Source organism: Bacillus sp. P4_E1 (assembly GCF_056401715.1).
Window position 1 is genome coordinate 244,846 of record NZ_JBFUIV010000005.1, and the last position, 25,397, is coordinate 270,242.

Here is a 25,397-nt window from a genome sequence, read left to right on the forward strand (position 1 = left end):
TGAAATTCATTAAAAAATAATAAAAATAAAAAATGCTATATTATCGAATATTCTGCTAAATGATTAATTTAAATATACATGAATTGGTAGAATTTAGTCAAGTAAGCGTTTTTAAAATTTTGTATTTTGAATTAATTTTTCTCGAATTTTTAAAAAGGTATAGGACAAGCCGAGTATGTAATATTCTTAAGTGAATGCTGTACATAATGAGGTGAAAGAATGGATAAGTCTTATTTATTAGATAATGAAGGGATGAAAAATAGAGTCGACATACCGAATTGGGTTGCAAAAGAATTTCATGATTTTTCGAGTGTCGTGTTAGAACCAACCTTCCCGTGTTATTTCGGTTTAACAGCTTTGAAGAAGAATGAACTTCGTTATTCATTTCTCTCTCATAATGATTGGAGTCATTTGCCCAATACAATGTTAACTTTTTTGGAGCTAATGAAAGAGCGGCCGATTGTAAGAAGAGGATTTTTTCTTTTTGTGGAACCGGAATGTGAAGAAAAATCAATCGAATATTATCGAGATTATTTTTGGAAAGTACTACAATATTTGCATGAACAAGATAATCAATTATGGCCAAAGCAAATCCCGAAAAATCCAGACCATCATTTATGGGAATTTTCATTTGGTGGTGAACCAATATTTGCATTTGGGAATGCGCCAGCTTATAAACAGCGAAAGACTAGGCATTTAGGAAATTCTCTCGTTATTGGATTCCAGCCACGAACTATTTTCGATGGATTAGAAGGAGATCGTCCTAAAGGGTCGTATTCAAGACAAATGGTCCGTGAACGAGTTGAAAAGTGGGATCAGTTGCCGAAGCACCCTAACATTAGTCACTACGGCGATCCTAATCATCGTGAATGGAAACAATATTTCATAGGGGATGATATTGAGCCGATTAAAGGTAAATGTCCTTTTCATCATAGAGTAGAGAAATAAGAGCCATCAATTGGATGGCTCTTTTGCATATTTTGGATAAAAAAGGGTATTGTATTAGTGAATAATTTTTATGAAAGCTAGTCTATTTTCTTTATTTGCATCATTACTTAATAGTAAAAGAAGTAGAAAGGATAGAGCGATGTTTGGAGCAATTATACAACAAATAGTATTAGGTATTTCATTAGCTGCACCTGTAGGTCCGATTAATATTGAAATGTTAAAACGAGGAATTGAACGTGGATTTTGGCATGCGTGGATTGTTGGAATCGGAGGAATGACTGCTGATATTTTGTTTATGCTGCTTATTTATTTTGGTTTATCTTCTGTGTTTATGTATACATATGTACAAGCTTTTATGTATTGCGCTGGTTTTTTCTTGTTGTTTTATTTAGGGTTTCAAAGTGTAAAACAAGGAATTTCTCACTCTAATATGGAATATAAACAAGAAGAGATAGGTGGACTTAAACAATCTTTTATGGCAGGATTTCTAATTGCGATATCCAATCCATTAAATCTCGTTTTTTGGTTTGGTATATATGGAAGTACACTTAGCTCGTTGCTTACAAAGGTAACGAAACAAGAAGCTTTTTTGTACAGTCTTTGTATTATTGTTGGTATTATTTTGTGGAATTTAAATATTGCTTTTTCTGTACATTTTGGAAGAACTTTATTAAAGAAAAAAGCACTTGGCTATATTACAGCCGGAGCAGGTATTATTTTAGTAGGATATTCTATCCATTTTGCATACAAAGCTTTACAGTTGTTCATATAAGATTGAAGGGGAGATTTTTATGTATCGAACCACTATTGACGGAAAAGAAATTATCATCACTTTAGCACCAAAAATCCGAAAAGAAATTACTGATAGGAATCCACTATATGAAGCGGTATTTAAAAATGCAGCAAGGTTACTGCAAACGAAACAACCAACGTTTGCGGTAAATCATGAAGTATTTGGTCTCATTATTGGAGAAGTACAAAGAGGAGAAGTAACAGTGTTTGCAGTAGAACACATTATTCCGAAGCAAAATATATTTGGTCCGAACACTTTTTTCTCGACAATAGAACAGCAGGCAAATTTGTAAAGTGAATAGAATAAGAATGAAATAGAAAAAAATGGTCGTAACGATATGTTGCGGCTGTTTTTGTGGAAAAGGGGGAAGTAAGATGAAGAGAGTGGTGAAAGAGTTTTTTTTACAACATGATATTGTTATTATGTATAGTGTTCTATTAATTTTTATTATTATTTTAAAAATGCAATTTTTCACATGGATTGGTATGTTAGCGTGTATGTTTGGGATTGTTTTTTATACGTTTAACGAATATATGACACACCGTTTTTTATTCCATTTAAAGCCGCCTAAAAACGCATTTTTATTAAAAATGTTAAGAAGATTACATTATGATCATCACGTATATCCAGATGATTTAAAACTTTTATTTTTGCCTGTATGGTTTAGTATACCTAGCTTTACTATATATTTACTTATAACGTATGGTATTACAAAAAGTGTTACTGTTACACTTTCATTCGGAATCGGAATGATTATCATGCTCCTCGTTTATGAATGGAAACATTATATTGCACATAAACCGATTCGTCCCTTCACTAAGTTTGGAAGATGGCTAAAAAAACAGCACATATTACACCATTATAAAAATGAAAAGTTTTGGTTCGGAGTTTCAAATCCAGTATTCGATTTTATATTTGGAACACTTAAAGATGGAAAAGACGTTGAATTAAGTAAAACAGCTCGTAATTTAGAAAAGGAGACAAAGAAAGAAGTAGTGCGATAAGCACTACTTCTTTCTTCTATTTTAATGGGAATAAAAGTTTAATCTAATCAATCAAATTTTATGTTAAAAAAGTATATTGGAAATTTAGGAGAAAATGACGAAAAATGTCTATCGAAAAATCTTTGCAGGAATGTACGGATTGTCTAAAATGAAAATAAGTTTCTGAATATTTATAAAATTTAGTCTTTGTGTATGCAAGGGGAATTGTATTTTAAGTTAAGAGAGGGGACCAGAGAATGAAACGAGATGATACGTCAGCACGTAAGTTAAAAAATGAGGTGAATTATACAGAAGTTGTTCAGTCTGAAGAGTTTCAATTGTTATTAAATACGAAAAAGAAGTTTATCATTCCGATGAGTATTTTCTTTTTAAGTTTTTTTATAGCACTACCTATTTTAACATCGTATTCAAAGGTGCTTAATACACCGGCGTTTGGTGATGTGACATGGGCATGGGTATTTGCTTTTGCGCAATTTATTATGACATGGTCATTATGTATGATTTATAGCAAGAAAGCCGAATCCTTTGATGGGATTTCGCGAAAAATTCTGCAAAATATGCAAAAAGGGAGGGGCTGAATTTGAATACTACTGCGTTTGCACTATTTTTAATTATTGTCCTTGGTACGCTCGTCATAACCTATTTTGCATCAAAAAAAACGAAAAATGCGAGTGAATTTTATACGGCTGGAGGGGGATTAACTGGCTGGCAAAATGGTCTGGCTATTGCTGGGGATTACATGTCTGCTGCGTCATTTCTTGGTATAGCCGGAGCGATAGCGTTAACTGGGTTTGATGGGTTCTTTTATAGTATCGGCTTTTTAGTTGCTTATTTAGTTGTTCTATATCTTGTCGCAGAACCGCTTAGAAATTTAGGGAAGTACACGTTAGCGGATATGATTGCGGCACGTTTTGATGCTAAAAAAGTTCGTGGTATAGCAGCGGTTAATACGATGACGATTTCAATTTTTTATATGATTGCACAATTAGTTGGTGCGGGTGCACTTATTAAACTATTATTAGGTATTGAATATACAACATCTGTATTAATCGTAGGTACACTTATGACTGTGTATGTTATTTTTGGAGGAATGACAGCTACGAGCTGGGTTCAAATTGTAAAGGCTGTACTACTTATGGCAGGGACATTTATTATTTCTGTTATCGTTTTCTCCAAATTTAATTTCAGTGTGACTGAAATGTTCGCTCACATGAAAACAGCTACTCCATTAAAAGATTCGTTTTTAAATCCAGGAGTAAAGTATAAGGATGGTCTTGATACACTTTCTTTAAATTTAGGACTAGTCCTTGGTACAGCGGGATTACCACATATTCTTGTCCGCTTTTTTACAGTACGTGATGCAAAAACTGCACGTCAATCTGTTGTATATGCGACGTGGTTAATTGGCGCGTTTTATATTATGACAATTTTCTTAGGGTTTGGGGCAGCAGCGTTTGTAGGAAATGAGGCGATTATTAAAGCAAACCCTGCTGGTAATATGGCAGCACCTTTATTAGCAAAAGCATTAGGCGGAGATTTCTTATTTGCTTTCGTATCAGCAATTGCTTTTGCAACTATTTTAGCTGTAGTAGCAGGACTTGTGTTAACAGCAGCATCAGCATTCGCGCATGATTTTTATAATGAGATTATCCGTAAAGGAAAATCAACGGAAAAAGAGCAAGTGTCAATGGCTCGTTATGCGTCTATTGGAGTAGCGATAGTATCTATTATACTTGCTTTATTTGCTCAGACATTAAACGTAGCATTTTTAGTATCACTAGCATTTGCGGTTGCAGCGAGTGCAAATTTACCGGTTATATTATTTACAATCTATTGGAAGCGTTTTAATACAACAGGAGCAATTTCTGGTATGATTGTTGGTCTTGTATCAGCGATTGTTCTTGTAGCGTTAAGTCCAAATGTTTGGAACCCAGTAGCTGGAAAAGCTATTTTTGTTGGAGAAGCGATATTCCCATATACGACACCTGGAATTATTTCGATCCCGCTCGGGTTTCTTGCAGCATATTTAGGAACTGTTTTCTCTAGTAAGAAAGAAGATGCAGCGAAATTTGATGAAATTCTTGTGAAATCTAATACTGGTCATGGTATTAGTGATGCATCTTCGCATTAAAAAAAGAGGAGCTTTTCGAAATATAAGAAAAGCTCCTCTTTCTTTTGACATTTTCTTATAAATATTACTTTAATTTTGGTAGGATTTGTCTTGTATTTGTGGAATGAAAATAGGCAGGGAGAAATTTAACTCATCATGGCACCAGCGCAGCTTTGTGAAAAATAAGTTGTTATGGAAGGTGGAAGAAATGATGAAGACAAAACAAACCGATGAATTATTAGCAAAAGATGAGCAATATGTGTGGCACGGAATGCGTCCCTTTAGTCCAAGTAGTACAATGGTAGGGGCAAAAGCAGAAGGGTGCTGGGTTGAAGATATACAAGGAAAAAGATACTTAGATGGTATGAGTGGTCTTTGGTGTGTAAATAGCGGATATGGAAGAAAAGAGCTTGCAGAGGCAGCTTATAAGCAATTGCAAACATTATCATATTTTCCGATGTCACAATCACATGAACCAGCAATTAAGCTCGCTGAAAAGTTAAACGAGTGGCTTGGTGGAGAGTATGTTATTTTCTTCTCTAATAGTGGATCAGAAGCGAATGAAACCGCTTTTAAAATAGCAAGACAATATTATGCTCAAAAAGGTGAACCGCATCGTTATAAATTTATGTCGCGTTATCGTGGTTATCACGGAAACACAATGGCAACGATGGCGGCAACTGGCCAAGCACAACGTAGATATCAATATGAGCCATTTGCTTCAGGGTTTTTACACGTAACGCCTCCAGATTGTTACCGCATGCCAGAAATGGAATCGCAAAATATTTATGATGTAGAGTGTGTGAAAGAAGTAGATCGTGTTATGACATGGGAATTAAGTGAAACGATAGCCGCATTTATTATGGAGCCAATTATTACAGGCGGAGGTATTTTAATGCCACCACAAGACTATATGAAAGCAATTCACGAAACATGTCAAAAACACGGAGCACTACTTATAAGTGATGAAGTTATTTGTGGTTTCGGGCGTACAGGAAAAGCATTTGGGTTTATGAACTATGACGTTAAGCCTGATATCGTTACGATGGCAAAAGGTATTACGAGCGCATACTTACCATTATCAGCAACAGCTGTAAAAAAAGAAATTTATGAGGCATTTAAAGGAACAGGAGAATATGAATTCTTCCGCCATATTAATACATTTGGTGGAAATCCAGCGGCTTGTGCATTAGCGCTTAAAAACTTAGAGATTATGGAAAATGAAAATTTAATTGAGCGCTCTGCACAAATGGGTTCGCTTTTATTAAATCAATTAAAAGAAGAAATCGGAGAACATCCACTTGTTGGTAATATTAGAGGGAAAGGGCTATTAGTTGGAATCGAACTAGTAAATGATAAAGCGACGAAAGAACCAATTGATAATGACAAAATTGCAAGTGTTGTAAATGCTTGTAAAGAAAAAGGGCTCATTATTGGGCGTAACGGTATGACAACAGCAGGATATAATAATGTCTTAACATTGGCACCGCCGCTCGTTATATCAAGTGAAGAAATTGCTTTCGTTGTTGGTACGTTGAAGACGGCGATGGAGCGTATTTAATTAATTGAGCGAGCTGTAATATACAGCTCGCTTTTGTTTATTACGTGAAATAGGATAGCTTTTTAAAGGAAGGGATATTAATGGAGAAATATGACCCTAGTAAACATTATCACATCGGATATTATGAAGATGGATATGATTTAGAAGTGACAGCGTATAAAAAAATAAATGAACCAATTTGGGATGCCTATATTCCACACTATGAGGTAGATGATTTTTACAAAAAAGTGGAGGAAATGAAGCTAGGTGAATATATAGATGATTACGGCATTAAAGTCTATTCATTTCGTGATGATATCGATGATGAAGAAGCACGCTCCATTTTTGAAAAATGGTTAAAAACGAATGGAATTGTTTAAAGAGAAAATGAAAAAGGAGATTGCTATCTTTTAAGATAGCAATCTCCTTTTATTATAGTAAACTTATTTACTTGCTTTCATTGCTTTATCTTTTGCACCAAAAGTGTATTTTAACATTGGTGGTGTAATCATTGTAGTTAAAATAACGACAATAACGATAGCTGTAAAGTAATCTTGTGCTAATAGGCCAGAAGAAAGTCCTGTTCCTGCGATGATAAGTGCAACTTCACCACGAGAAACCATACCAGCACCGATAATTGCAGAAGACTTTGCATCAAATCCAGTCATTCGTGCACCGAATCCACAACCAATTAGTTTTGTGAATACAGCGATAACTGTTAATGCTAAGATGAACCAAATTTGATCGCCAATACCGTCAAATGTAATATTCATACCGATACTAACAAAGAATACTGGAACGAACATAGCGTAAGCAATTGGTTCTACTTTCTTTTCTACTTCATGTTTGTAGTTCGTTTGAGAAATAGCGATACCAGCTGCGAAAGCACCGATAATACCAGCAATTCCTAATAGTTCGCCGAAGTATGCGAATGAGAAACAGATGATAAGCGCAGCACTAACGATAGACTCAGATACGCGAAGCGGTGATAACCAACGCATGATTGCTGGAACACCTTTCCAACCAATTAAAATGATAGAAGCAAAGAATACTACTTTCTTCAAGATAATCATTGTTAAGTTAACGTCATCTGTGCCTAAGAAGCTCATTGCAAATGCTAATAAAATAACAACAAGAATGTCATCAAATACAGCGGCTCCAAGCATCGTCGTACTTTCACGTGTTTTCATTTTACCTAAATCACGAAGTGTTTGAACGGAAATACTAACACTTGTTGCACATAGAAGTAATCCTAAAAAGACAGCATTCCCTTGTTCCATACCGACAACAAGACCGGCAACGTAACCACCTACGAATGGAAGAACGATACCTCCAAGTGCAACAGCTAAAGAAGAATTACGATTTGCGTTTAATTCTTCTAAGTCTGTTTCAAGTCCTGCCATAAACATTAAAAGAATAACTCCGACATTACTTAATTGTGTTAGAAGCTCTGAATTTTCAATCCATCCGAATATAGCTGGACCGATAACGATACCAACAATTAATTTACCGAGTACAGAAGGTTGACCTAATCTAACACTAAGGTCACCAGCGAGCTTTGTACTTAATAAAATAAGTGCAATCTGAAAGAAAAATTCGAATTCCATTTGATCCTCTCCTCATCATTTTTTATTTTTATCATACGATTTCTCGGAATTTGCCTAATGATAATATGTAAAGATCCATTAAACAAAGGGTCTGATTACGAGTTCTTTTGAACTTGTAATTTGAACCTGTAATTAATATATAATAAAATTTATTAAAAATCAATGAAAAAATAGCAGATTTTCATGAGAGGATTCGTTTTAGAAACGGGGGATATAGATATATAATAGGAAGTAATAAAGTTTACATATAATGAATGGAGAAAGAAAAATGTTATTAAATCAACGTTTTACAATTGGGGAAATGGCGAAAATGCATAATATAGCGGAATCTACATTACGTTATTATGATGAAAAAGGGATTTTTCATCCGTCAATTGTTGACCCTCAAACCAATTATCGTTATTACACAATTGATCAGTTTTCACTATTAGATACGATTAAATTTTTACGCCAATTGAACATCCCGTTAAAGGAAATAAAGAAATATATTGATGAACGAAATCCATCTTATGCGCTGAATTTACTTGAAAAACAACAAGAAATGATGCTGAAAAAACAAAGAGAAATCGAGTATGCTTTGGCAAAAATGGAACATAAAATCCATTTAATGAAGAAAGCGACGAAATCTGAAGCAAATCAAATTATTTATAAAAAGATACCGAAACGAAAAATTACAGCAATTGCAGTTGCACCAAATACAACGGATGATATGTTTGAATATTATATCCATTCGTTGCAAAAAAATATGAAGCAAATTGATAATAGTTTATTTTCAGGTGATATCGGTGTAACAGTTTCAAAAAAAGCATTAATGCAAAATGAGTTTCAAGCATATAACAGTGTGTTTATTTTATTGGATTACATGCCTTTTGAAGCGCATACTTCAGATGAAATAAAAGAAGGGGTATTTGCCTGTTCTTATCACCATGGACCATATGAAGAAACAGACGCAACGTATACGGAATTATTAAAGCACATTGATAACGAAGGATATGAAGTGTGCGGAGATGCACTGGAACTTGCATTAATTGATTGGTCCGTAACAGAAAATCCGAAGGAGCAAGTAACGGAAATTCAAATACCTGTTGTTAAAAAATAGGCTTATATATTTTTCGATTCTCTATTGACCTTCAAGTAACTTGAAGGTTTAAACTGTGAACAGAGCATTGAAAAAGGAGCATTTATATGATGGAAACAACAGAAAAATTAAGAGAAAAACCAATTAAAAGTTTATTTATTACGTATTTAATACCAGCTGTTCTTGGGATGGTATTAATGTCGGTTAATATTGTGATTGATGCAGTCATGATTAGTAGAGGAGTTGGAGCGAACGGTTTAGCCGGAGTAAACGTAGCTATTCCAGCATTTTCAATTTTCTTCTCTATTTCATTATGGATTGGAATGGGCGGAGCAACGCTATATTCCATTGCACTAGGTGAAAATAAACTGGAAAGAGCAAGGTCTATCTTTACTCAATCTATGACAGTAGCAGTTGTTATCGTTGRCGTTTTAGCGGCTATTTGCTTATGGAGAATAGAAGATTTAGCATATTTATTTGGTGCGAATGAAGTGATTTTACCATACGCATTAGACTATTTACAGGTGTTATTAACATTTGGAATGATATACGTTTTAGAAAATATTTTAAGTACATTTATACGAAATGACGGAAATCCTAATTTAGCAATGGCAGGTCTTGTTGTAACGGCTGTATTAAATATAGTGTTCGACTATATTTTTATTTTCATCTTTGGATGGGGTGTAACTGGTGCTGCTTCAGCTACTATTCTTTCGGCGGCAATTGGTTTCCTTGTATTATTAACTCACTTCTTTAGAAAAAGTAGTATTTTAAAATGGACGAAATTCCATTTTGAATGGGATACGGTTAAACAAATTATGGTGATCGGTTTCCCAAGCTTTACAGCAGAAAGTACAGTTGCAATCGTAACAATCGGTTTTAACATTGCATTCGTTCAATATGCAGGAGAAATAGGAGTCGCTTCCTATGCGATGGTGAATAGTATTCATGCAATGACATTACTATTATTCTTCGGTGTTGGTGCAGCATTACAACCAATCGCTAGTTTCCATTACGGTGCAAACTTATCAGAAAGATTGCGTGAAGGATTACAGTTTGCTGTGAAAATTGCGCTTGTACTCGGAGGCATTGCGATTGTTGTCGGTTTATTCTTTGGGAAATATATTATAGGTTTATTTAATGTTCAATCGCCAGAACTATTGGAGTTAACGTTAACAGGTATTAGTTTATTCTTTATTCAATATGTATTTTTAGGCTATAACATTGTGTATGGAGAGTATTTCCAATCAGTGCGACAAACGAAAAAATCAGTACTTATAATAATGAGCCGAGGTTTACTATTTGTTATCCCATTGTTATGGATTATGCCAAAAGTATTTGGTATAAACGGAATTTGGCTCGTTATGCCAGTAGCGGAAGTATTGACAGCAATTATCGTATTTACGATGAATCGTATGAAACATCCTGTTCCGTTAAACATGGCGAGAGAGAAAAAAGTAATATAGTGAAGAAAATCCCCTTGAACAAGTAAGGGGATTTTTTTTCATTCTTTTAAACTAATCGCAAAAGATCCATCTGTCTCCTGCACAGAAGCGAAAGCCACATTTTTAATATTTGTAACACCTTTCTCCATTAACTCTGCATGTAACCACTTTTCATTTTTATGGATTAATTTTAAGTTATCGTATTGAATTTGTGAATCAACGATAAGAGCAATTGGTAAGCCTGCATACTTAACATTTATATTCAAATCTTTTGGAGTCAGAGGCACAAGTTCTCTTTTTGGTAAAATACTAATAGCTCCATTCGCTTCTAATATCGCATACTCAATTTCATGAACACTTGGATATCCTGCGACGCGAAGGTTAGAAAGCAATTCAGGGATCGGATATCTACTTTTTTGTAAGTTCTCAAAAATAATATCACCATGTTTAATTAAAATAATGGGGTGTCCGAGAATAAAACGATTTAGTTTGTTGAGTAGGCTTAATTTTGTAAGAAGCAAATGCAAACATGTAATAACGACCATACCGAGAAATGCTTGTAAAGCACCAGCGACTGGTATGGCTTGAAAAGCTAAATAAGATAAAAAGATAATAGCCCCAAAATCATGAGGAGTTAGTTGTGCTAATGCAGATTTACCAAGTAGCTTAAGTGATAGTAAAAATAAGATGAAAAAGAATGATACGTTACATAAAAAGAGAAGCAATAGGGACACTCCTTCGTGCGAAGTTGTACTTACTATTCCCGAAATTAATAGAAATATTACCTTTTGGAGGATAAATTAGGCTTAATTGGAATTTGTCTGTATACAAACGAATAACTGGATATTATGATGAAGGAAGTAAAGGGAATAGGGGTATATGGATATGAGAAAGAAGAAAATAATCAAGTATATTTTAGTTGTTATAATGATTTGCGCCGTATATGCGGGGTTTTTACAATATAACATTTATAAGCATGGGCATATGAATGCAATTGATGATGCGGATTATATAATTGTACTAGGATCGAAAGTAAATGGAACAAAACCTTCTTATTCATTGCAATATCGTATTGATAAAGCAGCTGAGTATTTAAAATTACATGATAAAACAATTGCTATTGTATCTGGAGGCCAAGGAAAAGGTGAAGATATTACAGAAGCATTAGCGATGAAACAAGGATTAATGAAACAAAATATTGCAGAAGACCGCATTATAATGGAAGATAAGTCGACGAGCACAGATGAAAATATTAAATTCTCAAAACCGTTAATTCCAGCCAATATGAAAAAAGGTATGATCGTAACAAACGATTTCCATATGTTTAGAGCGAAAAAAATAGCTGCAAAACAAGGTTTGCAATTAGAAGGGCTTCCGGCCAAAACACCGAAGCCAATTATCATTCCATCGAATGTACGAGAATATTTAGCGATTACGCAATATTGGTTTATGAATCGAATATAGTTAAAGTAATCCCGCACGAAATTTGAGGCGGGATTTATTTCGAGGAAAATCTTACAAAAATGTCATGTTCATGAAAGGTAAAGCGATAGTTTCTGGAAAGGTTTCCTGACATAATGAAGGTAACAAAAACTTTAGAGGTGATTCGGTTGAAAGGAAATAATATTTTATCTTCGCTATGTTACTTTAGTATCTTTTTTGCACCATTTTTACTACCAATTATCGTGTACTTCGTTGCGGAAGATGAAGTGAAATATCATGCGAAAAAAGCATTTTGGTCACATGTTTTCCCATATGCAATTTTATTTGGAGGGTTAGCTTTATCAGGAGTATACGGTTTAAGTTTCAATCAGTCTGAGAGCGTTGGAATTGGGATGGTTATAACGTATGCAGTGTTTATTCTTGTAGGGATTTACTACTTCATTTGGAATATTGTTAAAGGTATTAAAGTATTGAAAGCAGCTTAACAAGAATTGTATAATAGTATATTAATTCGACGTTATTTAGCGATAGATTAATATATTGAAATTGTCGCTAATATAATTTCATTTACCATAATAAAAGATACTGTAAAAAAAGAGCAATTCAAAAAGAATTGCTCTTTTTATGCTTATAAGTTGTGAATATTAAAAAAGATATGTTAATTTTTCATTATGAAGAGAAAAAAGGAGTGATTTTTATGAGTGAGATGATACATAAAATGGAGCAACACGTTTCAGTTCGTAAATATAAAGAAGAAACAATTTCAAAAGAGGTAGTAGAAAGAATGGTGCAAGCTGCACAACATGCGGCTTCCTCACATTTTGTACAGGCGTATTCTGTTATATATGTAACAGATCAGGAACTAAAGAGTAAACTAGCTGAATTATCCGGGAATCGTCACGTGAAAGACTGCGCAGCATTCTTTGTTTGTTGTGCAGACTTAAAACGACTTGAAATGGCGTGTGAAAAACATGGCACAGAGATAAAGCATGAAGGAGTGGAAGACTTTATCGTTGCGACGGTAGATGCTTCACTTTTTGCACAAAACTTAGCACTTGCAGCTGAATCTTTAGGATACGGTATTTGTTATATTGGCGGAATTCGTAATAACCCGAAAGAAGTGAGTGAATTGCTTCATTTACCGGATAAAGTATATCCGGTATTCGGAATGACAGTGGGTGTACCAGATGAAGATCATGGAGTTAAGCCACGTTTACCGGTAGCGGCCATTCTTCATGAAAATGGATACGATGAAAAGAAATATGATGAATTATTAAACGAATATGATGAAACGATGAGTGCGTATTACAAAGAAAGATCGTCAAATCAAAAAAACGTAACATGGACGGAATCAATGAGCTCATTTATGTCCAAAGAGAAAAGAATTCATATGAAAGAGTTTTTAAATGAAAAAGGATTAAATAAAAAATAAGTAAAAAGGCAAACCTGGAATGCGGGTTTGTCTTTTTTTTGAGGAGAAATATCTTTTTTTGCTATCATATACATAGAAATAAAAATTAATAAATTTTTACAAAAGTGATAGAAAATGAGAATGAAATGCCAATAGTAAGTAAAAGCAGCTGCTAAAGGGGAACTGAGGAAGGAAGATGTTTATGATTTTTGATTCTGAAGAGGATTTAATTATAGCTATGAAAAAACGTGATCAAGATGCTTTGAAAGAAGTCATTGATCAATATGGAAAATTAATTTTATACATTATTCATAAATCATTAAGTACCCCTATTGAGAAACAATATGTAGATGATTGTTATAACGATGTATTTACTGTCATTTGGTTTAATATCGACCAATTTGATATAGAAAAGGGAAACTTAAAATCTTGGATGATTGGTATTACTAAATTAAAGGCCTTGGAATATAAAAAGAAAGTATATAGAGAGAACAAAATGGATAAAGACGTCGAAATAGATAAAGGTATCCATGATAGTTATGAAATAGAACAAGAAGAAGAGATTATGGAAATCGTGCAAGATTTAAATAAAAAGGATCGATATATCTTCTTAAAGAGGTATATTGATGGTTATTCCATTGACGATATTGCAAAAGAATTAAAAGTAACGGCGGATTATATATACAACCGAATTTCTCGAGGGAAGAAAAAACTTCAAAAACTGTGGAAGGGGAGTGTGTAATATGGATAAAAGATTATTATCGATGTTAAATGAGCTCCAATATTCAGAAGAAGAAATTACACGTTTAGAGAAGGAAGCAAATGATTCTATAAATATAGATAAATATTATGTGAGAAATGGAGAGCTACTAAAAAAATTAACTTTACAAATGTTAGAAGAATCAATCAGGAACGAATTACAAGCTGGTGAAGAAATTGAGAAGGAACTGTTAGTAGACGAAGGATATATGGCAAGTAATAAAGTAATACCAAATATATATTACGTAGGAGCTACTTTTTATTATTATATCGTTTTAACAAATAAAAGAGTGATTATGAAAGGATTAGATTGTTATTTTAAAAAAACAAATGAACATAGCATGCCAATAGAGGATATACAATCCATTTCGCAACATAAAAAAATGAAAAATGTCTTTGAGATTAAATATAATAACACTCATATACAATTTGGAAGTATTGAGTATGCACGTGAAGTTGCAATGATAGTTATGGAGTTAAAAAAACGCGGAGTAAAAGTAGAAAAGTATACAGATTTTGAAAAAGGGTTTTTCTTATTTTTTAATATATTCGTGATAGTAAGTGCAGGTCTTTGCTTTATAAAATATTTAATGTAAAAAGCGGCATAATAACCGCTTTTTATCGTTTTATTTAGTATTCGATTTAAAATATTTGTCTTATGAAAGAACGATTATTGCTAATTGGAAACTGCCAATAAAGTTATTTAAGTTTTGATATAGAATGCCCCATCGCACTTGAAAATGCAGCAATAATTTCGTTTGAACCTATCTATTATTGTCCACTATCTAAAGCACCCTCTATAACAAGTTCAAACTTTCAATAAGAAGATACCCCCCCGTGCAACTTAAAAGGATATACGTAAATATTTTAAAAATCCGTTGATTAAGCCATTTGAAAATAATTTGACCTATATACAAACCTAGAAATACGATTGGAATAGCATAAAAACTTGATTCCCAAATTGTTTTATTTGTGCCAGTAAAGAGTATTTGAGTTAGTAGACTAATGAAATATATAAATAGATAAAAAGCTAAAGTAGTTGCTCTCAACTTCTCTTTTTTCGTATCAGTTCCTGTAAAGTAAAGTAACAGGGGTGGTCCTGGCATACCGATACTTGTCGTTAAAAGACCGGATAATCCACCCACTAAGAAATCTCTAGATTTTGTTGATTTACTATTAAAGTTGCATATTAGCATCAACGTTAATAGTAAGAGCAGGATGCTAATTGCTAATTTAAATGTGTTGATGTTAATGGAAATGAAAATTAAAATACCAAAAGGAACACCAACTATACTTCCGAAAATTAATCTTTTCAGTAGAATAAAATCAATGTCCATTCTTATTTTCCAAACGAGTGATATGGAAATAATTAATGATAAAATGATATTTATTTGTATAGCTTCTTGTGGTAGAAATAGCATGAGTAAGAAAGGTGTTGCCATAATAGAAAAGCCAAAACCTGTACTTGTTTGTAAAATAGAAGCTACTAATATAATACATATGAAAATGAATATAATCTCCAAAATAGCCCCCCTACATAATCAAATCCAATAAATATTTTAACATAAAGTGAAATTTTAATCAGTGGGGGTTTTGTTCATCCCTCACTGATTATTAGCCCACACCAATTGGGATCTTGCTGCCCGGCAAATAGCCGCTTTTTATGTTGCGGTTAATATTCCAAAGATGATCCTGTAGCTTTAAAATATTTTTCTCGTGAAGGCGTCATTACCCGGATTGCTAATAAACAGGAAAGGAAAAGAATGAGTAATGAACTACTGATTACAGTAATTTGAACGGAAAGAAATTGTGCGGATGCTCCAATTGCTAAAATGAAAAAGATTTGGATGAAATTTTTTATTGAATCAAACACGCTATCGATACGTCCTATCATATGTACAGGGATGTTATTTTGATAAAATGTTATAAAGCCAGTACCAGCAAATGATGAAGAAATGCCAAGTAAAATGAAACCGCTCGCTGCGACTATAAATGAATTTGAAAAGGCAAAAATCACATAACCTATTGCTGTGAAAATCATACCTAATCCGATACAATGTTGAATTGGTAATCGTTTGGCAAATAGAGAGACAAGAAATGAACCGAAAACGTAAGCGGCACCAGTTATACTAACAAGCATGCTATAATCTATATCGGATAAAAACAGTACTTGATTTGTGAAAACAACTTCTTGTGAATCGAGTGCCATAGAAACAAGCATAGTAGCTTGAAATAAAACGAATATGAGAATTATGTAAGTTTCCGTTCGAGCGAATGAAAAAACTTGTTTCCAATCACTTCGTAATGTTTGTAAGAAAGTATTTGAAACCTCTTCGTTTTGCTTTGTTTGTAATGTAATGTTTGGCAAGAAGTAAATGAGAATGGTAGAAAGTAGAAATGAAAGTGAGTTGCAGTAAATAACAAAGGATGCTGAGTACGTGGTGAGAAGTATTCCAGCAAGGGCTGGACCGATAATAAAAGCCCCGCTTGTACAAAAATTATTCCAAGCGTTGAATTGAGCGCGCTCTTCAGCTCGTATGAGCATTGTTTTATAAGTAAATGAAGCTGGATCGAAAAATGATGTAGCAATGCGAGTTAAAAAGATAAAAATATAAATGACCCAAATAGAATCAAATAGTGGAATACAGCCAATGAGAGCTGCTCGAATTATATCTGTGATGAGCATAATTGACCGTTTATTTAATCGATCTACAATACTACCAGACCATATTTTTGTAACAACGGTGGCAATTGGACCGACAATCCATAGGCCTGCTACAGCAGCGGGAGAGTTTGTACTATTTAACACCATTAAGTTTAGAGCTATGAGGTACATAAAATCACCTAAACGAGAAATGCCTGTGCCCGACAATAATAATAATTTATTTTTCATGGGTATATGGACCTTTCTTTCATTGTTTTTTTATCCGGCAGGAAATAGCGTATTCTTCTTCTGAGGCTGATTGACGAGCGGTTTTGCTTTCCCAGCGTAATAAAACTTGTGAGATTTCCCAAGTGAGTTGTTGTAATTCCTCTGGAGTTAAAAATAAATGAGATACAATATGGCTCCCTGTATTTGTTCCTTCAGTGCCTGCTTCTTCAATATAGAAGTGAGCAGATTTTGCTTTATAGTACTTTTCAATAATCCCCCGTTTTTCCTTTGTATCTACTAATTCAAGTAAGCCTCCGTCAAATAAAATTTGGATGTGATAGTGAACGCTACCAGCAGATTTATTTAGTTTAGTAGATACTTGTTTTGCAGTGAGTGTTTCGTCTTTTAAAAGTTGAAGGATTTGAATGCGAGTTGCATTGGAAATTAGCTTTTGTTGTTCTGCTGAAATGGTAAGTCGATCCTCAAACATTATGTTAGCTCCTTTCTTATAATCTAAATTTATTGTACGTTCTAAAAAATTAGATTGTAAGAGAAATAAATCGCCTTTTTCTTGTGAATTTCGACATAAATAAAAATGGCATGTACATATACATGCCATTAAGTGATAGTAGATTCTTCACTAAGCTCCCCATGATAAAACAAGAACAGCCATATAAAACTAACGAAAATACAGCATATAGCTAACAGGCTACCAATAACTTGCGGAGAAAGAATTTCTAAAAGCCATCCTGTTATAAACATAGATAACTGAATAAGAGATCCATAAATGGAATAATGAAATGAAAAAACTTTACCAATCATGTTTTCTTCTGTATACATTTGTAGCAATGTCGTATCAAGTGGAACGATGATTCCTCCTGCTATACGCATACAGAGTAATGTAATGATACCGATAATAAGTTGATCGGATAGAACGAATCCGAGAAAGAAAATTCCTTGTAGTAAATAGGCCCAACCAAATGCTCTTTTCATTTTGTCTTCATTTTTAGATATATATAGGTTAACGAGAAGGCTACCAATCATAAGTCCAGCCCCTTGAACCGTATATAAAATTCCAATGTTAGAGTGGAAAATTCTTTCGGCATAGATTGTTAAGAGTAGTTGATAAGCACCTCCAATAATTCCCCATGAAATTCCGACGAGAATTAATGATAAAATAATTTTTCTTTGTAATATGTATGTATAACCATCTTTTATATCAGTAAAAAATGCTTTTTTCGTGCTAAAAGTGTCACGAGAAGGGATCTTTATTTTATAAATAATATAGGCTGAAATAAAGTATGATAGGCTATTAATAAAAAAGGCAATCTCGATACTTAAAGATTGTGCAATGAGCCCACCTAAAGAGGCTCCCATAATAGACATAAAACCATTGATTGTACTAGAAAGAGAGTTAGCGGTTACTAAATGCTTTTGATGTACGATATTTTTTAGGGTTGATTGCTTAGCAGGCTCGAATAAGCAAGAGAGTACCGCTAAACATATATTAGAAACGAAAATAATTTCAATCTTGTAGAATGCTAATAAATAAGTGAGGACGATAATTCCTCGTAAAATATCGGTAAAAATCATAATTTTCTTTTTTGAAAAACGATCTACAATTCCGCCTATGAATGGGCTCAGAAGAAGTTGAGGTAACCCTTTGCTCATAAAGGTGAGTGCTAACATAAATGAAGATTCTGTTATGTTATAGACGAGTGTTAATAAAGCGACAGTATGAAACCAATCCCCAAGTACACTTAATGTTTGACCGAAAAATAGTCTTTTGAAGTTTGTATTTGTTTTAAGAAGCCTGTAATAAGAAATTGACATGAGAAATTAAACCTTATCTATAAGTGATGCCTGTACTTGTTTTTTCCATTCACTTAAATACATTTTCTCTGCTTTAGGTAGTCCAACAGGCAATTGTGTAATGAATTCTAAACTATTTCCATCAGGATCGTTAAAATATACGGAGGCGTGTGCTAATTCTGGAAAAACGATTGGTTCAATTGGTTCCATTCCAAAGTCTTTTCGTGCTGAAATTCCTTTCTGTTTGAGCCAGTGTATTGCGTTTTCTAAATCGTGTAAGCTTACTTGGAAGGCGATATGTCGTAAGGCTGGATGATAATTGACTTTGTATTCTTTTCCTTCCCAAAGACCAATCCAACTTGCATTTTCTACAATCCAAAAGAAGGCGATATCTTTGTCTCTTTTATATAATTTCAGCCCTAGTGATTCATAAAAAGGTATCGAAATTTCTAAATTACAGACAGGTAAATGTGCTTCATAAAGACCTTTAATCATCATAATCCTCCTTAGTAAAAACGTTTTCTTATTCAATAGTAAACGATGTTTTGTTTATTGAAATCGCAAAATAGAAGGAGAATAAACTCATACGAAAGTATGAAAAAACAGCTCAATTATGAGCTGTTTTCATATAGTTTTTAGTTAACATATTTCATTCATTTAGAGTTTAGCGAAAAGGATACGTATTATATTTAAAACCCTCCGCCGCCACCCCAACAGCTACATCCGATAATGATTAGAAGGATGAATAGCACGATGAGTAAAGCAAATCCACCGCCGAAACCAGCGCAACTACCACCAAAGCTCATGTTTTTTCCTCCTTTTTAGGAAATTAATCTATATAACTAATGGATTACTTTATAAGATATGTTTTTATTTAGAAAAGGAGCAAGTCTTACTTCTAATTAGACAAGAGCCTGTGATCGGATTTAAATGTGATATTTACTTTGTTTCATAGCGAAATGGTAAAACAATGTGGAAGTGTATACTAGGTGAATGTATTGCAAATGAAAGGGGTATGTAACTTACAATTACATTAAAATTTCTTTTCATAAATATAAAATTTGTAAAAAAAGCCATTTTTTTATTTTTTTATGAGTGGAAATGTACTATAATTTTACAAGTAATATTATGGGAAAAGGGAGTTTTAGTATAGAGATGGAGATGGGACAATTACACAATAAAATAGAACACAAAAAGAAAGAGTTAATTCAACTTGTTGCTAGGCATGGATTAGATCATGATAAAGTTTTGTTATTTAGTCGAGATTTAGATATACTAATTAATAAGTTTATGAATATAAAAGGCAAAGTATGTAAGTGATTAATCTTTAATTTTTTATATTAGGATTATTTACTGATAAAGGAGAGAACAGTTATTGGAACATTTACAAGAAGAGTTGTATAAACAAATAAAAGAAGAAAAAGGTGCAGTTACTATATTTTTAAAGAGCGGAGTAAGAATAGTAGGGGAAGTAGTTGGAGTAGATAGATTTACAGTATTAATATTAGTAGATGGAAAACAACAACTTATTTATAAGCAGGCAATATCAACAATTATGAAATAAGACACTCATTTTGAGTGTCTTATTTCATAATTAAATGGTTATTGTTTACATGCTTCAACGTCAATGCCAGCAGCTAGTAATTTTTTTTCTCCGTCTTGTTCAATGATTTTTTGTAATCTAGATAAGAAAGAGTCAAAATCTGTATGTTTACCAACTTGGAAAGTCATTTTATGCTCAATTGGTAGCCAAGTATCAATATCAGCTTCGTTATGCTGAATTTTCACTTCAAGTTTATCAAGTGCGTTAGCAACTTTTGCTTCATACGTTTCTTTCGCTTCGAACTCCATCCATAAATCGTATAATTCCACGCCGAGAGGACCTTCTAGTGTACGTTTAATATTTAAAATGGCCTCTAGCTCATTTTTCTGTTTTTGTAATTGTAATTCACGGCTATTCATCGTATCAAAGGCAGGAATATCACCAGCTTCTGCTTCGACAAGGTCATGAATAATAACCATTTTAAGTAATTTTTCTATATTTACTTTTTGATCCAAATAAGGCTCAACTAAGATAGCCATTAGGGACATACGCCACGTATGTTCAGCAACACTTTCTTGACGTCCGTTAGAAAGCCAACTATGTCGCATTTCATATTTTAGTTTTTCTGCTAATGCAATGACTTGTAAAATGTTATGTTCCATCGTGATCCTCCTCATATTTCCATACTATGATTCTAATATAGAAATGAAATGTGTCAATTTAATGAGTATATTGCGATAAATAGATGATACGCGTATAATGATTGTTATATGTGAAAACGCATTATTAAAATAAAAAAATGTTTTGTGAAAACGAAAAAGGAAGGGCAGGAATATGGGAGACGAAAATCAAGGATTAGCTAGACCGCAAAGGAAAAAAAGGAAGTTTGATATTTCTAGCCCCTTTGGCATTGTAGTAGGTTTCGTTATTTTAATTGCAGCGATCATGCTTGGCGGTGGTGGAATAAAAGCTTTTAAAAATTTCTTAGATGTTTCATCTATTTTGATCGTTATAGGGGGAACAACAGCGACAATTATTGTGGCATATAGATTTGGAGAAATAAAAAAATATACGAAAAGTATTTTTACTGTTTTACATAGAAGAGAGGAAAATCTAGAACAGTTAACGGATTTGTTCGTTGATTTTTCAAAGAAGTCTAAAAAACATGGTTTACTCTCGTTAGAAGTTGATGGAGAGCAAGTAGACAATCCTTTTATTCAAAAGGGGATTCGTTTAATGTTAAGTGGATATGATGAAGCAGAATTAAAAGAAGTATTAATGAGAGATGTTGAAACAGAAGTATATGAGTTAAGAAAAGGAGCAACATTATTAGATAAGATTGGTGATTTCGCTCCAGCGTGGGGTATGATAGGAACTTTAATTGGTCTTATTATTATGCTTCAAAACTTGCAAGATACATCGCAAATTGGTACAGGAATGGCAGTTGCTATGTTGACGACATTGTATGGATCTGTTATTGCAAACATGATTGCAATACCGTTATCTGAAAAAGTGTATCGTGGCATTGAAGATTTGTATACAGAGAAGAAGTTTGTAATAGAAGCAATCACAGAGCTTTACCGAGGACAAATTCCTTCTAAGTTAAAGTTAAAACTTGATACATACGTATATGAAACGAAGATAAAAAAAGAAAAACGAGCAGCCTAATATTTCAAGGAGTGGTATGGTGATGATAAAACGACCGCAAAAAGGATCGCCTCGTTGGATGACGACTTTTACTGATTTAACGATGTTGTTATTGACTTTTTTTGTACTATTAGTTGCTACATCAAAACAAGATACAGTAAAATTATCGAAGATGCTTGAAAAGTTTAGTGATGCAGAACAAGTGGATGCGAAAGTAATGGAAGGTACAATACCAGATATTTCACATGAAAAAAATGATGAAAAAGCAGTTTCAAAAAAGCGAATGGATGAATTGTATAAAAAGTTAAAAGCATATGTAGATAATAATGGTGTTAGTCAAGTGAATGTATATCGAGAAGATACAGGTGTTAGCATCGTTATAGTAGATAACTTAATATTCGATACAGGCGATGCGAATGTTAAGCCGGAAGCAAAAGAAGTAATTAGTCAATTAGTAGGGTTCTTTCAATCGGTACCAAACCCAATTGTTGTAGAAGGACATACAGATAGTAGACCGATTCATAATGAAAAATTTCCTTCCAACTGGGAATTATCTTCAGCACGAGCAGCTAATATGATTCACCACTTAATTGAAGTGTATAATGTAGATGATAAACGATTAGCAGCGGTAGGATATGCGGACACAAAACCAGTAGCATCAAATGATTCACCGCAAAATTGGGAGAAAAACCGGCGCGTTGTAATATATATTAAAGAATAATATATTTCCATTTTATTAATAAAATAATAAAAATACAGAAATTCTTTTAAAAAAATATTAAATTTTCTCGTTTTATTTTGTATAATGAGTGAGAATGATAAGGTGAAATATTAAGATATATTTATACATAGAGGGAGAGAACCAAAAAGAATGGCACATAAAATTTTAGTTGTAGACGATGCAATGTTTATGCGAACAATGATTAAAAACTTATTAAAAAGTAATTCAGAATTTGAAGTTATCGGTGAAGCAGAGAATGGGGTAGAAGCGATTCAAAAGTATAAAGAACTGCAACCTGATATTGTAACACTAGATATTACTATGCCAGAAATGGACGGACTTGAAGCATTAAAAGAAATTATGAAAATTGATTCGAGTGCAAAGGTTGTTATTTGTTCTGCAATGGGACAACAAGGTATGGTATTAGATGCAATTAAAGGCGGGGCAAAAGACTTTATTGTAAAGCCATTCCAAGCCGATCGTGTTATCGAAGCTTTAACAAAAGTAGCAAATAGCTAATATAGAAGGGGTGCCACAAAGAATCAAATCAATGATAGCGGATAGACGTGTGGCCCCCTTTTTTCTCGTTATAAAACACTAAATTGTTATACATAAATGAAATGTTTGTTAGACAGGTAGGGGATTAAAATGCAAACAGATCTATTAAATATATTTTTTGAAGAAGCAGAAGAACATTTACAGTCGCTAAATGAAAATGTGCTAAATTTAGAACAGAATCCTGCCGATATGGGTGTTGTAGGGGAAATATTCCGCTCAGCTCATACATTTAAAGGTATGTCTGCGAGTATGGAATTTGCAGAAATGGCAGATTTAACTCATAAGATGGAAAATGTTTTAGACGAAATCCGTCACGGAAATATGATGGTGAATGCTAATATTATTGATGTTATTTTTGAGTGCATTGATAATTTAGAAAAGATGGTTACAGATGTGCAGCAGGGCGGAATGGGTAATATTGATGTTGTATCTACAAAGCATAAATTAGAAGCATTATTAAATGGGAATGTAGAAGCTTCTATGGAACAAGTAGAGCAAAGTAGTATAAACAATGATGATACAGTTTCACATGAAGTATATATAACCGTCGAACAACAAGCCATTTTAAAAGCAGTACGTGCCATTATGTGTATTGAAGCATTACAAAATGTAGGGGATATACAAAAAACGGTTCCAAGCATTGAAGAAATCGAAGCGGATGCTTTTGGATTTGAGTTTACAGTATATATGGATACTGATCGTAGTGTTGAAGAATTGAAACAGGTGGTGCTTCACGTTTCTGAAATTGAGAAAGTAGAAGTGAAGCAAGGAAATATAGCTGAAGAAGGAATCGTACAATCTATTGCAGCAACGCAGCTGGATCCATCTCTAGAGGCACGAACTCCAACAGCTAGTACTACACCGGCTAAAAGTACTACAAAAACGAAAAATGCTAAAGTAGAGAATCGTTCTATTCGTGTTCAGTTAGAAAAAATCGAAAGATTAATGAATATGTTTGAAGAAAGTGTAATTGAGCGTGGACGAATTGATGAATTAGCAGAAACGATTCAAAATAAAGAGTTAATTGAGCATTTAAATCGATTAGGGGATATTTCAAAAGATATCCAAAATGTATTATTAAATATGCGTATGGTACCGATTGAAACGGTTTTCAATCGTTTTCCGCGTATGGTACGTATGTTAGCGAAAGATTTAGGTAAAAAAATCGATTTACAAATTAAAGGTGAAGATACTGAAGTTGATAAAATTGTTATTGACGAAATTGGTGATCCACTCGTTCATTTAATTCGTAATGCAATTGATCATGGTATTGAAACTGTCGAAAACCGACGTGATGCCGGGAAAAATGAGACAGGTACTATTAAATTAGAGGCGTTTCATAGTGGAAATCATGTCGTAATTCAAATTACTGATGATGGAAATGGTATTCATAAAGGAAAAGTATTAGAAAAAGCGATAAAAAATGGTGTTGTAACGGAATCAGAGGCAAATAAATTAACGGATCGTGAAGTGTTTGATCTTATCTTCCAACCGGGATTTAGTACAGCGGAAGTTGTATCTGACCTTTCTGGACGTGGGGTTGGATTAGATGTTGTTAAACATACGATTCATAGTTTAGGTGGGCATTTAATTATTGATTCTGAAGAAGGAAAAGGAAGTACATTCAGAATTGAACTTCCTTTAACATTGTCTATTATTCAATCAATGCTTGTTCAAACAAATGATAAGCGTTATGCCTTGCCTCTTGGCAATATTGCTGAAGCCATTCGAATTAAGAAAGAAGACATACAATCGTTACAAGGGAAAGACGTTTTAAACTATCGCAATCAAATTATTGAAGTGAAACATTTAAGTACTGTATTTGGTGAAAAAACAGTAGATGAGGCGTTCGCATCATATGATAGTCAAATGGTTCCTGTGTTAATTGTTCGTAATACACATCGTAGCTATGGACTTATCGTAAACACAATTATCGGTCAAAGAGAAATAGTTTTAAAGTCATTAGGTGATTTCTTTGCAGAGAGCTCTAACTATTTCTCTGGTGCGACAATTCTCGGTGATGGACGAGTGGTCCTCATTTTAAACCCAGAAGGTTTATAATAGGAATGAAGGAAGCTCCCCACTTGTATACAATTGGGGAGCTTT

The 25,397-nt window shown here is 33.5% G+C and carries 30 protein-coding genes; 21 read left to right on the plus strand and 9 right to left on the minus strand.

Going from position 1 to position 25,397, the window contains the following annotated elements:
- Nucleotides 1-219: 219 nt before the first annotated feature.
- The 8 genes from AC1DS7_RS09700 to AC1DS7_RS09735 all read left to right on the plus strand — a co-directional run bounded on the left by AC1DS7_RS09700 (nt 220) and on the right by AC1DS7_RS09735 (nt 6,775).
- Nucleotides 220-948, plus strand: a complete 729-nt coding sequence (locus AC1DS7_RS09700; protein WP_002141079.1) for a YqcI/YcgG family protein — start codon at nt 220-222, stop codon at nt 946-948.
- Between the two features lie 139 nt (nt 949-1,087).
- The gene (locus AC1DS7_RS09705; protein WP_002030886.1) at nt 1,088-1,720 is read left to right on the plus strand and encodes a LysE family transporter; all 633 of its coding nucleotides are present in this window, start codon (nt 1,088-1,090) and stop codon (nt 1,718-1,720) included.
- Nucleotides 1,721-1,739: 19 nt separating this feature from the next.
- The gene (locus AC1DS7_RS09710) at nt 1,740-2,033 is read left to right on the plus strand and encodes a hypothetical protein (RefSeq protein WP_002011898.1); all 294 of its coding nucleotides are present in this window, start codon (nt 1,740-1,742) and stop codon (nt 2,031-2,033) included.
- Nucleotides 2,034-2,115: 82 nt separating this feature from the next.
- Nucleotides 2,116-2,745, plus strand: coding sequence for a sterol desaturase family protein (locus tag AC1DS7_RS09715; protein ID WP_012260648.1), 630 nt, complete (start codon nt 2,116-2,118; stop codon nt 2,743-2,745).
- A gap of 236 nt (nt 2,746-2,981) precedes the next feature.
- Nucleotides 2,982-3,323 (plus strand): DUF485 domain-containing protein, encoded by a 342-nt coding sequence (locus tag AC1DS7_RS09720; protein ID WP_012260649.1) that lies wholly within the window; start codon nt 2,982-2,984, stop codon nt 3,321-3,323.
- Between the two features lie 2 nt (nt 3,324-3,325).
- Nucleotides 3,326-4,876 (plus strand): solute symporter family protein, encoded by a 1,551-nt coding sequence (locus AC1DS7_RS09725; protein WP_012260650.1) that lies wholly within the window; start codon nt 3,326-3,328, stop codon nt 4,874-4,876.
- A 190-nt stretch (nt 4,877-5,066) separates the two neighbouring features.
- Entirely contained in the window at nt 5,067-6,416 is a 1,350-nt protein-coding gene (locus tag AC1DS7_RS09730; RefSeq protein WP_016103047.1) for an aspartate aminotransferase family protein, read from the plus strand.
- 80 nt (nt 6,417-6,496) lie between these two features.
- Nucleotides 6,497-6,775: a DUF3986 family protein gene (locus tag AC1DS7_RS09735; RefSeq protein ID WP_002141082.1), complete on the plus strand. Its 279-nt coding sequence runs from the start codon at nt 6,497-6,499 to the stop codon at nt 6,773-6,775.
- 63 nt (nt 6,776-6,838) lie between these two features.
- On the opposite strand, the gene AC1DS7_RS09740 is transcribed toward AC1DS7_RS09735, so the two are convergent.
- Nucleotides 6,839-8,002 carry a cation:proton antiporter gene (locus AC1DS7_RS09740; RefSeq protein WP_002030896.1) on the minus strand — a complete coding sequence of 388 codons (1,164 nt, stop codon included), beginning with the start codon at nt 8,000-8,002 and terminating at the stop codon, nt 6,839-6,841.
- A 268-nt stretch (nt 8,003-8,270) separates the two neighbouring features.
- Here AC1DS7_RS09740 and AC1DS7_RS09745 point away from each other — a divergent pair, with 268 nt between their 5' ends.
- Both AC1DS7_RS09745 and AC1DS7_RS09750 read left to right on the plus strand, forming a co-directional pair.
- Entirely contained in the window at nt 8,271-9,101 is an 831-nt protein-coding gene (locus AC1DS7_RS09745; protein WP_012260652.1) for a MerR family transcriptional regulator, read from the plus strand.
- An 89-nt stretch (nt 9,102-9,190) separates the two neighbouring features.
- A complete protein-coding gene (locus AC1DS7_RS09750; RefSeq protein WP_476998939.1) occupies nt 9,191-10,546 on the plus strand; it encodes an MATE family efflux transporter in 1,356 nt (451 codons plus the stop codon).
- Nucleotides 10,547-10,584: 38 nt separating this feature from the next.
- Here AC1DS7_RS09750 and AC1DS7_RS09755 read toward each other — a convergent pair whose 3' ends face one another.
- The gene (locus AC1DS7_RS09755) at nt 10,585-11,250 is read right to left on the minus strand and encodes a DUF421 domain-containing protein (RefSeq protein ID WP_002126540.1); all 666 of its coding nucleotides are present in this window, start codon (nt 11,248-11,250) and stop codon (nt 10,585-10,587) included.
- Nucleotides 11,251-11,452: 202 nt separating this feature from the next.
- On the opposite strand from AC1DS7_RS09755, the gene AC1DS7_RS09760 reads away from it, so the two are divergent.
- From AC1DS7_RS09760 to AC1DS7_RS09780, 5 genes are all read left to right on the plus strand, one after another.
- Nucleotides 11,453-11,989, plus strand: coding sequence for a YdcF family protein (locus AC1DS7_RS09760; protein ID WP_306475273.1), 537 nt, complete (start codon nt 11,453-11,455; stop codon nt 11,987-11,989).
- 146 nt (nt 11,990-12,135) lie between these two features.
- Nucleotides 12,136-12,453, plus strand: a complete 318-nt coding sequence (locus tag AC1DS7_RS09765) for a magnetosome magnetite crystal formation protein family (protein WP_002011879.1) — start codon at nt 12,136-12,138, stop codon at nt 12,451-12,453.
- A gap of 212 nt (nt 12,454-12,665) precedes the next feature.
- Entirely contained in the window at nt 12,666-13,400 is a 735-nt protein-coding gene (gene nfsA, locus AC1DS7_RS09770; RefSeq protein ID WP_002086525.1) for an oxygen-insensitive NADPH nitroreductase, read from the plus strand.
- 175 nt (nt 13,401-13,575) lie between these two features.
- Nucleotides 13,576-14,121: a sigma-70 family RNA polymerase sigma factor gene (locus tag AC1DS7_RS09775; protein ID WP_012260654.1), complete on the plus strand. Its 546-nt coding sequence runs from the start codon at nt 13,576-13,578 to the stop codon at nt 14,119-14,121.
- Between the two features lies 1 nt (nt 14,122).
- Nucleotides 14,123-14,734 (plus strand): PH domain-containing protein, encoded by a 612-nt coding sequence (locus AC1DS7_RS09780; protein ID WP_012260655.1) that lies wholly within the window; start codon nt 14,123-14,125, stop codon nt 14,732-14,734.
- 201 nt (nt 14,735-14,935) lie between these two features.
- On the opposite strand, the gene AC1DS7_RS09785 is transcribed toward AC1DS7_RS09780, so the two are convergent.
- The 6 genes from AC1DS7_RS09785 to AC1DS7_RS09810 form a co-directional block, all read right to left on the minus strand.
- Nucleotides 14,936-15,661 (minus strand): sulfite exporter TauE/SafE family protein, encoded by a 726-nt coding sequence (locus tag AC1DS7_RS09785; protein WP_012260656.1) that lies wholly within the window; start codon nt 15,659-15,661, stop codon nt 14,936-14,938.
- Nucleotides 15,662-15,810: 149 nt separating this feature from the next.
- A complete protein-coding gene (locus tag AC1DS7_RS09790) occupies nt 15,811-17,031 on the minus strand; it encodes an MFS transporter (protein WP_012260657.1) in 1,221 nt (406 codons plus the stop codon).
- Nucleotides 17,032-17,050: 19 nt separating this feature from the next.
- Nucleotides 17,051-17,500, minus strand: a complete 450-nt coding sequence (locus tag AC1DS7_RS09795) for an ArsR/SmtB family transcription factor (RefSeq protein WP_012260658.1) — start codon at nt 17,498-17,500, stop codon at nt 17,051-17,053.
- Nucleotides 17,501-17,628: 128 nt separating this feature from the next.
- Nucleotides 17,629-18,843 (minus strand): MFS transporter, encoded by a 1,215-nt coding sequence (locus AC1DS7_RS09800; RefSeq protein ID WP_215588895.1) that lies wholly within the window; start codon nt 18,841-18,843, stop codon nt 17,629-17,631.
- 6 nt (nt 18,844-18,849) lie between these two features.
- A complete protein-coding gene (locus tag AC1DS7_RS09805; protein WP_088039090.1) occupies nt 18,850-19,317 on the minus strand; it encodes a VOC family protein in 468 nt (155 codons plus the stop codon).
- A 194-nt stretch (nt 19,318-19,511) separates the two neighbouring features.
- Complete coding sequence (locus AC1DS7_RS09810) at nt 19,512-19,628, minus strand: YjcZ family sporulation protein (protein WP_000007805.1); 117 nt, start codon at nt 19,626-19,628, stop codon at nt 19,512-19,514.
- A gap of 295 nt (nt 19,629-19,923) precedes the next feature.
- On the opposite strand from AC1DS7_RS09810, the gene AC1DS7_RS09815 reads away from it, so the two are divergent.
- Both AC1DS7_RS09815 and hfq read left to right on the plus strand, forming a co-directional pair.
- Nucleotides 19,924-20,142 carry an aspartyl-phosphate phosphatase Spo0E family protein gene (locus tag AC1DS7_RS09815; protein ID WP_002141097.1) on the plus strand — a complete coding sequence of 73 codons (219 nt, stop codon included), beginning with the start codon at nt 19,924-19,926 and terminating at the stop codon, nt 20,140-20,142.
- Between the two features lie 55 nt (nt 20,143-20,197).
- Nucleotides 20,198-20,386, plus strand: a complete 189-nt coding sequence (hfq, locus tag AC1DS7_RS09820; RefSeq protein WP_002012071.1) for an RNA chaperone Hfq — start codon at nt 20,198-20,200, stop codon at nt 20,384-20,386.
- A gap of 38 nt (nt 20,387-20,424) precedes the next feature.
- On the opposite strand, the gene AC1DS7_RS09825 is transcribed toward hfq, so the two are convergent.
- Entirely contained in the window at nt 20,425-21,027 is a 603-nt protein-coding gene (locus AC1DS7_RS09825) for an HD domain-containing protein (protein WP_002030912.1), read from the minus strand.
- 172 nt (nt 21,028-21,199) lie between these two features.
- Here AC1DS7_RS09825 and AC1DS7_RS09830 point away from each other — a divergent pair, with 172 nt between their 5' ends.
- The 4 genes from AC1DS7_RS09830 to AC1DS7_RS09845 all read left to right on the plus strand — a co-directional run bounded on the left by AC1DS7_RS09830 (nt 21,200) and on the right by AC1DS7_RS09845 (nt 25,352).
- Nucleotides 21,200-22,033, plus strand: a complete 834-nt coding sequence (locus AC1DS7_RS09830; RefSeq protein WP_002012069.1) for a flagellar motor protein MotP — start codon at nt 21,200-21,202, stop codon at nt 22,031-22,033.
- A 22-nt stretch (nt 22,034-22,055) separates the two neighbouring features.
- Nucleotides 22,056-22,733, plus strand: a complete 678-nt coding sequence (locus tag AC1DS7_RS09835) for an OmpA family protein (protein WP_002012067.1) — start codon at nt 22,056-22,058, stop codon at nt 22,731-22,733.
- Nucleotides 22,734-22,883: 150 nt separating this feature from the next.
- Nucleotides 22,884-23,252: a response regulator gene (locus tag AC1DS7_RS09840; protein WP_000940577.1), complete on the plus strand. Its 369-nt coding sequence runs from the start codon at nt 22,884-22,886 to the stop codon at nt 23,250-23,252.
- A gap of 129 nt (nt 23,253-23,381) precedes the next feature.
- A complete protein-coding gene (locus AC1DS7_RS09845; RefSeq protein WP_002141100.1) occupies nt 23,382-25,352 on the plus strand; it encodes a chemotaxis protein CheA in 1,971 nt (656 codons plus the stop codon).
- The last annotated feature ends 45 nt before the right edge of the window (nt 25,353-25,397 follow it).

Excerpts from the sequence above, each read along its gene's own strand:
- AC1DS7_RS09715 (WP_012260648.1), top strand. The coding sequence starts at position 2,116 with ATGAAGAGAGTGGTGAAAGAGTTTTTTTTACAACATGATATTGTTATT.
- AC1DS7_RS09710 (WP_002011898.1), top strand. The coding sequence starts at position 1,740 with ATGTATCGAACCACTATTGACGGAAAAGAAATTATCATCACTTTAGCA.
- AC1DS7_RS09760 (WP_306475273.1), top strand. The coding sequence starts at position 11,453 with ATGATTTGCGCCGTATATGCGGGGTTTTTACAATATAACATTTATAAG.
- AC1DS7_RS09810 (WP_000007805.1), bottom strand. The coding sequence starts at position 19,628 with ATGAGCTTTGGTGGTAGTTGCGCTGGTTTCGGCGGTGGATTTGCTTTA.
- AC1DS7_RS09790 (WP_012260657.1), bottom strand. The coding sequence starts at position 17,031 with ATGAAAAATAAATTATTATTATTGTCGGGCACAGGCATTTCTCGTTTA.
- AC1DS7_RS09730 (WP_016103047.1), top strand. The coding sequence starts at position 5,067 with ATGAAGACAAAACAAACCGATGAATTATTAGCAAAAGATGAGCAATAT.
- AC1DS7_RS09835 (WP_002012067.1), top strand. The coding sequence starts at position 22,056 with ATGATAAAACGACCGCAAAAAGGATCGCCTCGTTGGATGACGACTTTT.
- AC1DS7_RS09795 (WP_012260658.1), bottom strand. The coding sequence starts at position 17,500 with ATGTTTGAGGATCGACTTACCATTTCAGCAGAACAACAAAAGCTAATT.
- AC1DS7_RS09830 (WP_002012069.1), top strand. The coding sequence starts at position 21,200 with ATGGGAGACGAAAATCAAGGATTAGCTAGACCGCAAAGGAAAAAAAGG.
- AC1DS7_RS09815 (WP_002141097.1), top strand. The coding sequence starts at position 19,924 with ATGTACTATAATTTTACAAGTAATATTATGGGAAAAGGGAGTTTTAGT.
- AC1DS7_RS09825 (WP_002030912.1), bottom strand. The coding sequence starts at position 21,027 with ATGGAACATAACATTTTACAAGTCATTGCATTAGCAGAAAAACTAAAA.
- AC1DS7_RS09840 (WP_000940577.1), top strand. The coding sequence starts at position 22,884 with ATGGCACATAAAATTTTAGTTGTAGACGATGCAATGTTTATGCGAACA.
- AC1DS7_RS09705 (WP_002030886.1), top strand. The coding sequence starts at position 1,088 with ATGTTTGGAGCAATTATACAACAAATAGTATTAGGTATTTCATTAGCT.
- AC1DS7_RS09805 (WP_088039090.1), bottom strand. The coding sequence starts at position 19,317 with ATGATTAAAGGTCTTTATGAAGCACATTTACCTGTCTGTAATTTAGAA.
- AC1DS7_RS09775 (WP_012260654.1), top strand. The coding sequence starts at position 13,576 with ATGTTTATGATTTTTGATTCTGAAGAGGATTTAATTATAGCTATGAAA.
- AC1DS7_RS09700 (WP_002141079.1), top strand. The coding sequence starts at position 220 with ATGGATAAGTCTTATTTATTAGATAATGAAGGGATGAAAAATAGAGTC.
- nfsA (WP_002086525.1), top strand. The coding sequence starts at position 12,666 with ATGAGTGAGATGATACATAAAATGGAGCAACACGTTTCAGTTCGTAAA.
- AC1DS7_RS09720 (WP_012260649.1), top strand. The coding sequence starts at position 2,982 with ATGAAACGAGATGATACGTCAGCACGTAAGTTAAAAAATGAGGTGAAT.
- AC1DS7_RS09740 (WP_002030896.1), bottom strand. The coding sequence starts at position 8,002 with ATGGAATTCGAATTTTTCTTTCAGATTGCACTTATTTTATTAAGTACA.
- AC1DS7_RS09800 (WP_215588895.1), bottom strand. The coding sequence starts at position 18,843 with ATGTCAATTTCTTATTACAGGCTTCTTAAAACAAATACAAACTTCAAA.
- AC1DS7_RS09845 (WP_002141100.1), top strand. The coding sequence starts at position 23,382 with ATGCAAACAGATCTATTAAATATATTTTTTGAAGAAGCAGAAGAACAT.
- AC1DS7_RS09745 (WP_012260652.1), top strand. The coding sequence starts at position 8,271 with ATGTTATTAAATCAACGTTTTACAATTGGGGAAATGGCGAAAATGCAT.
- AC1DS7_RS09780 (WP_012260655.1), top strand. The coding sequence starts at position 14,123 with ATGGATAAAAGATTATTATCGATGTTAAATGAGCTCCAATATTCAGAA.
- AC1DS7_RS09735 (WP_002141082.1), top strand. The coding sequence starts at position 6,497 with ATGGAGAAATATGACCCTAGTAAACATTATCACATCGGATATTATGAA.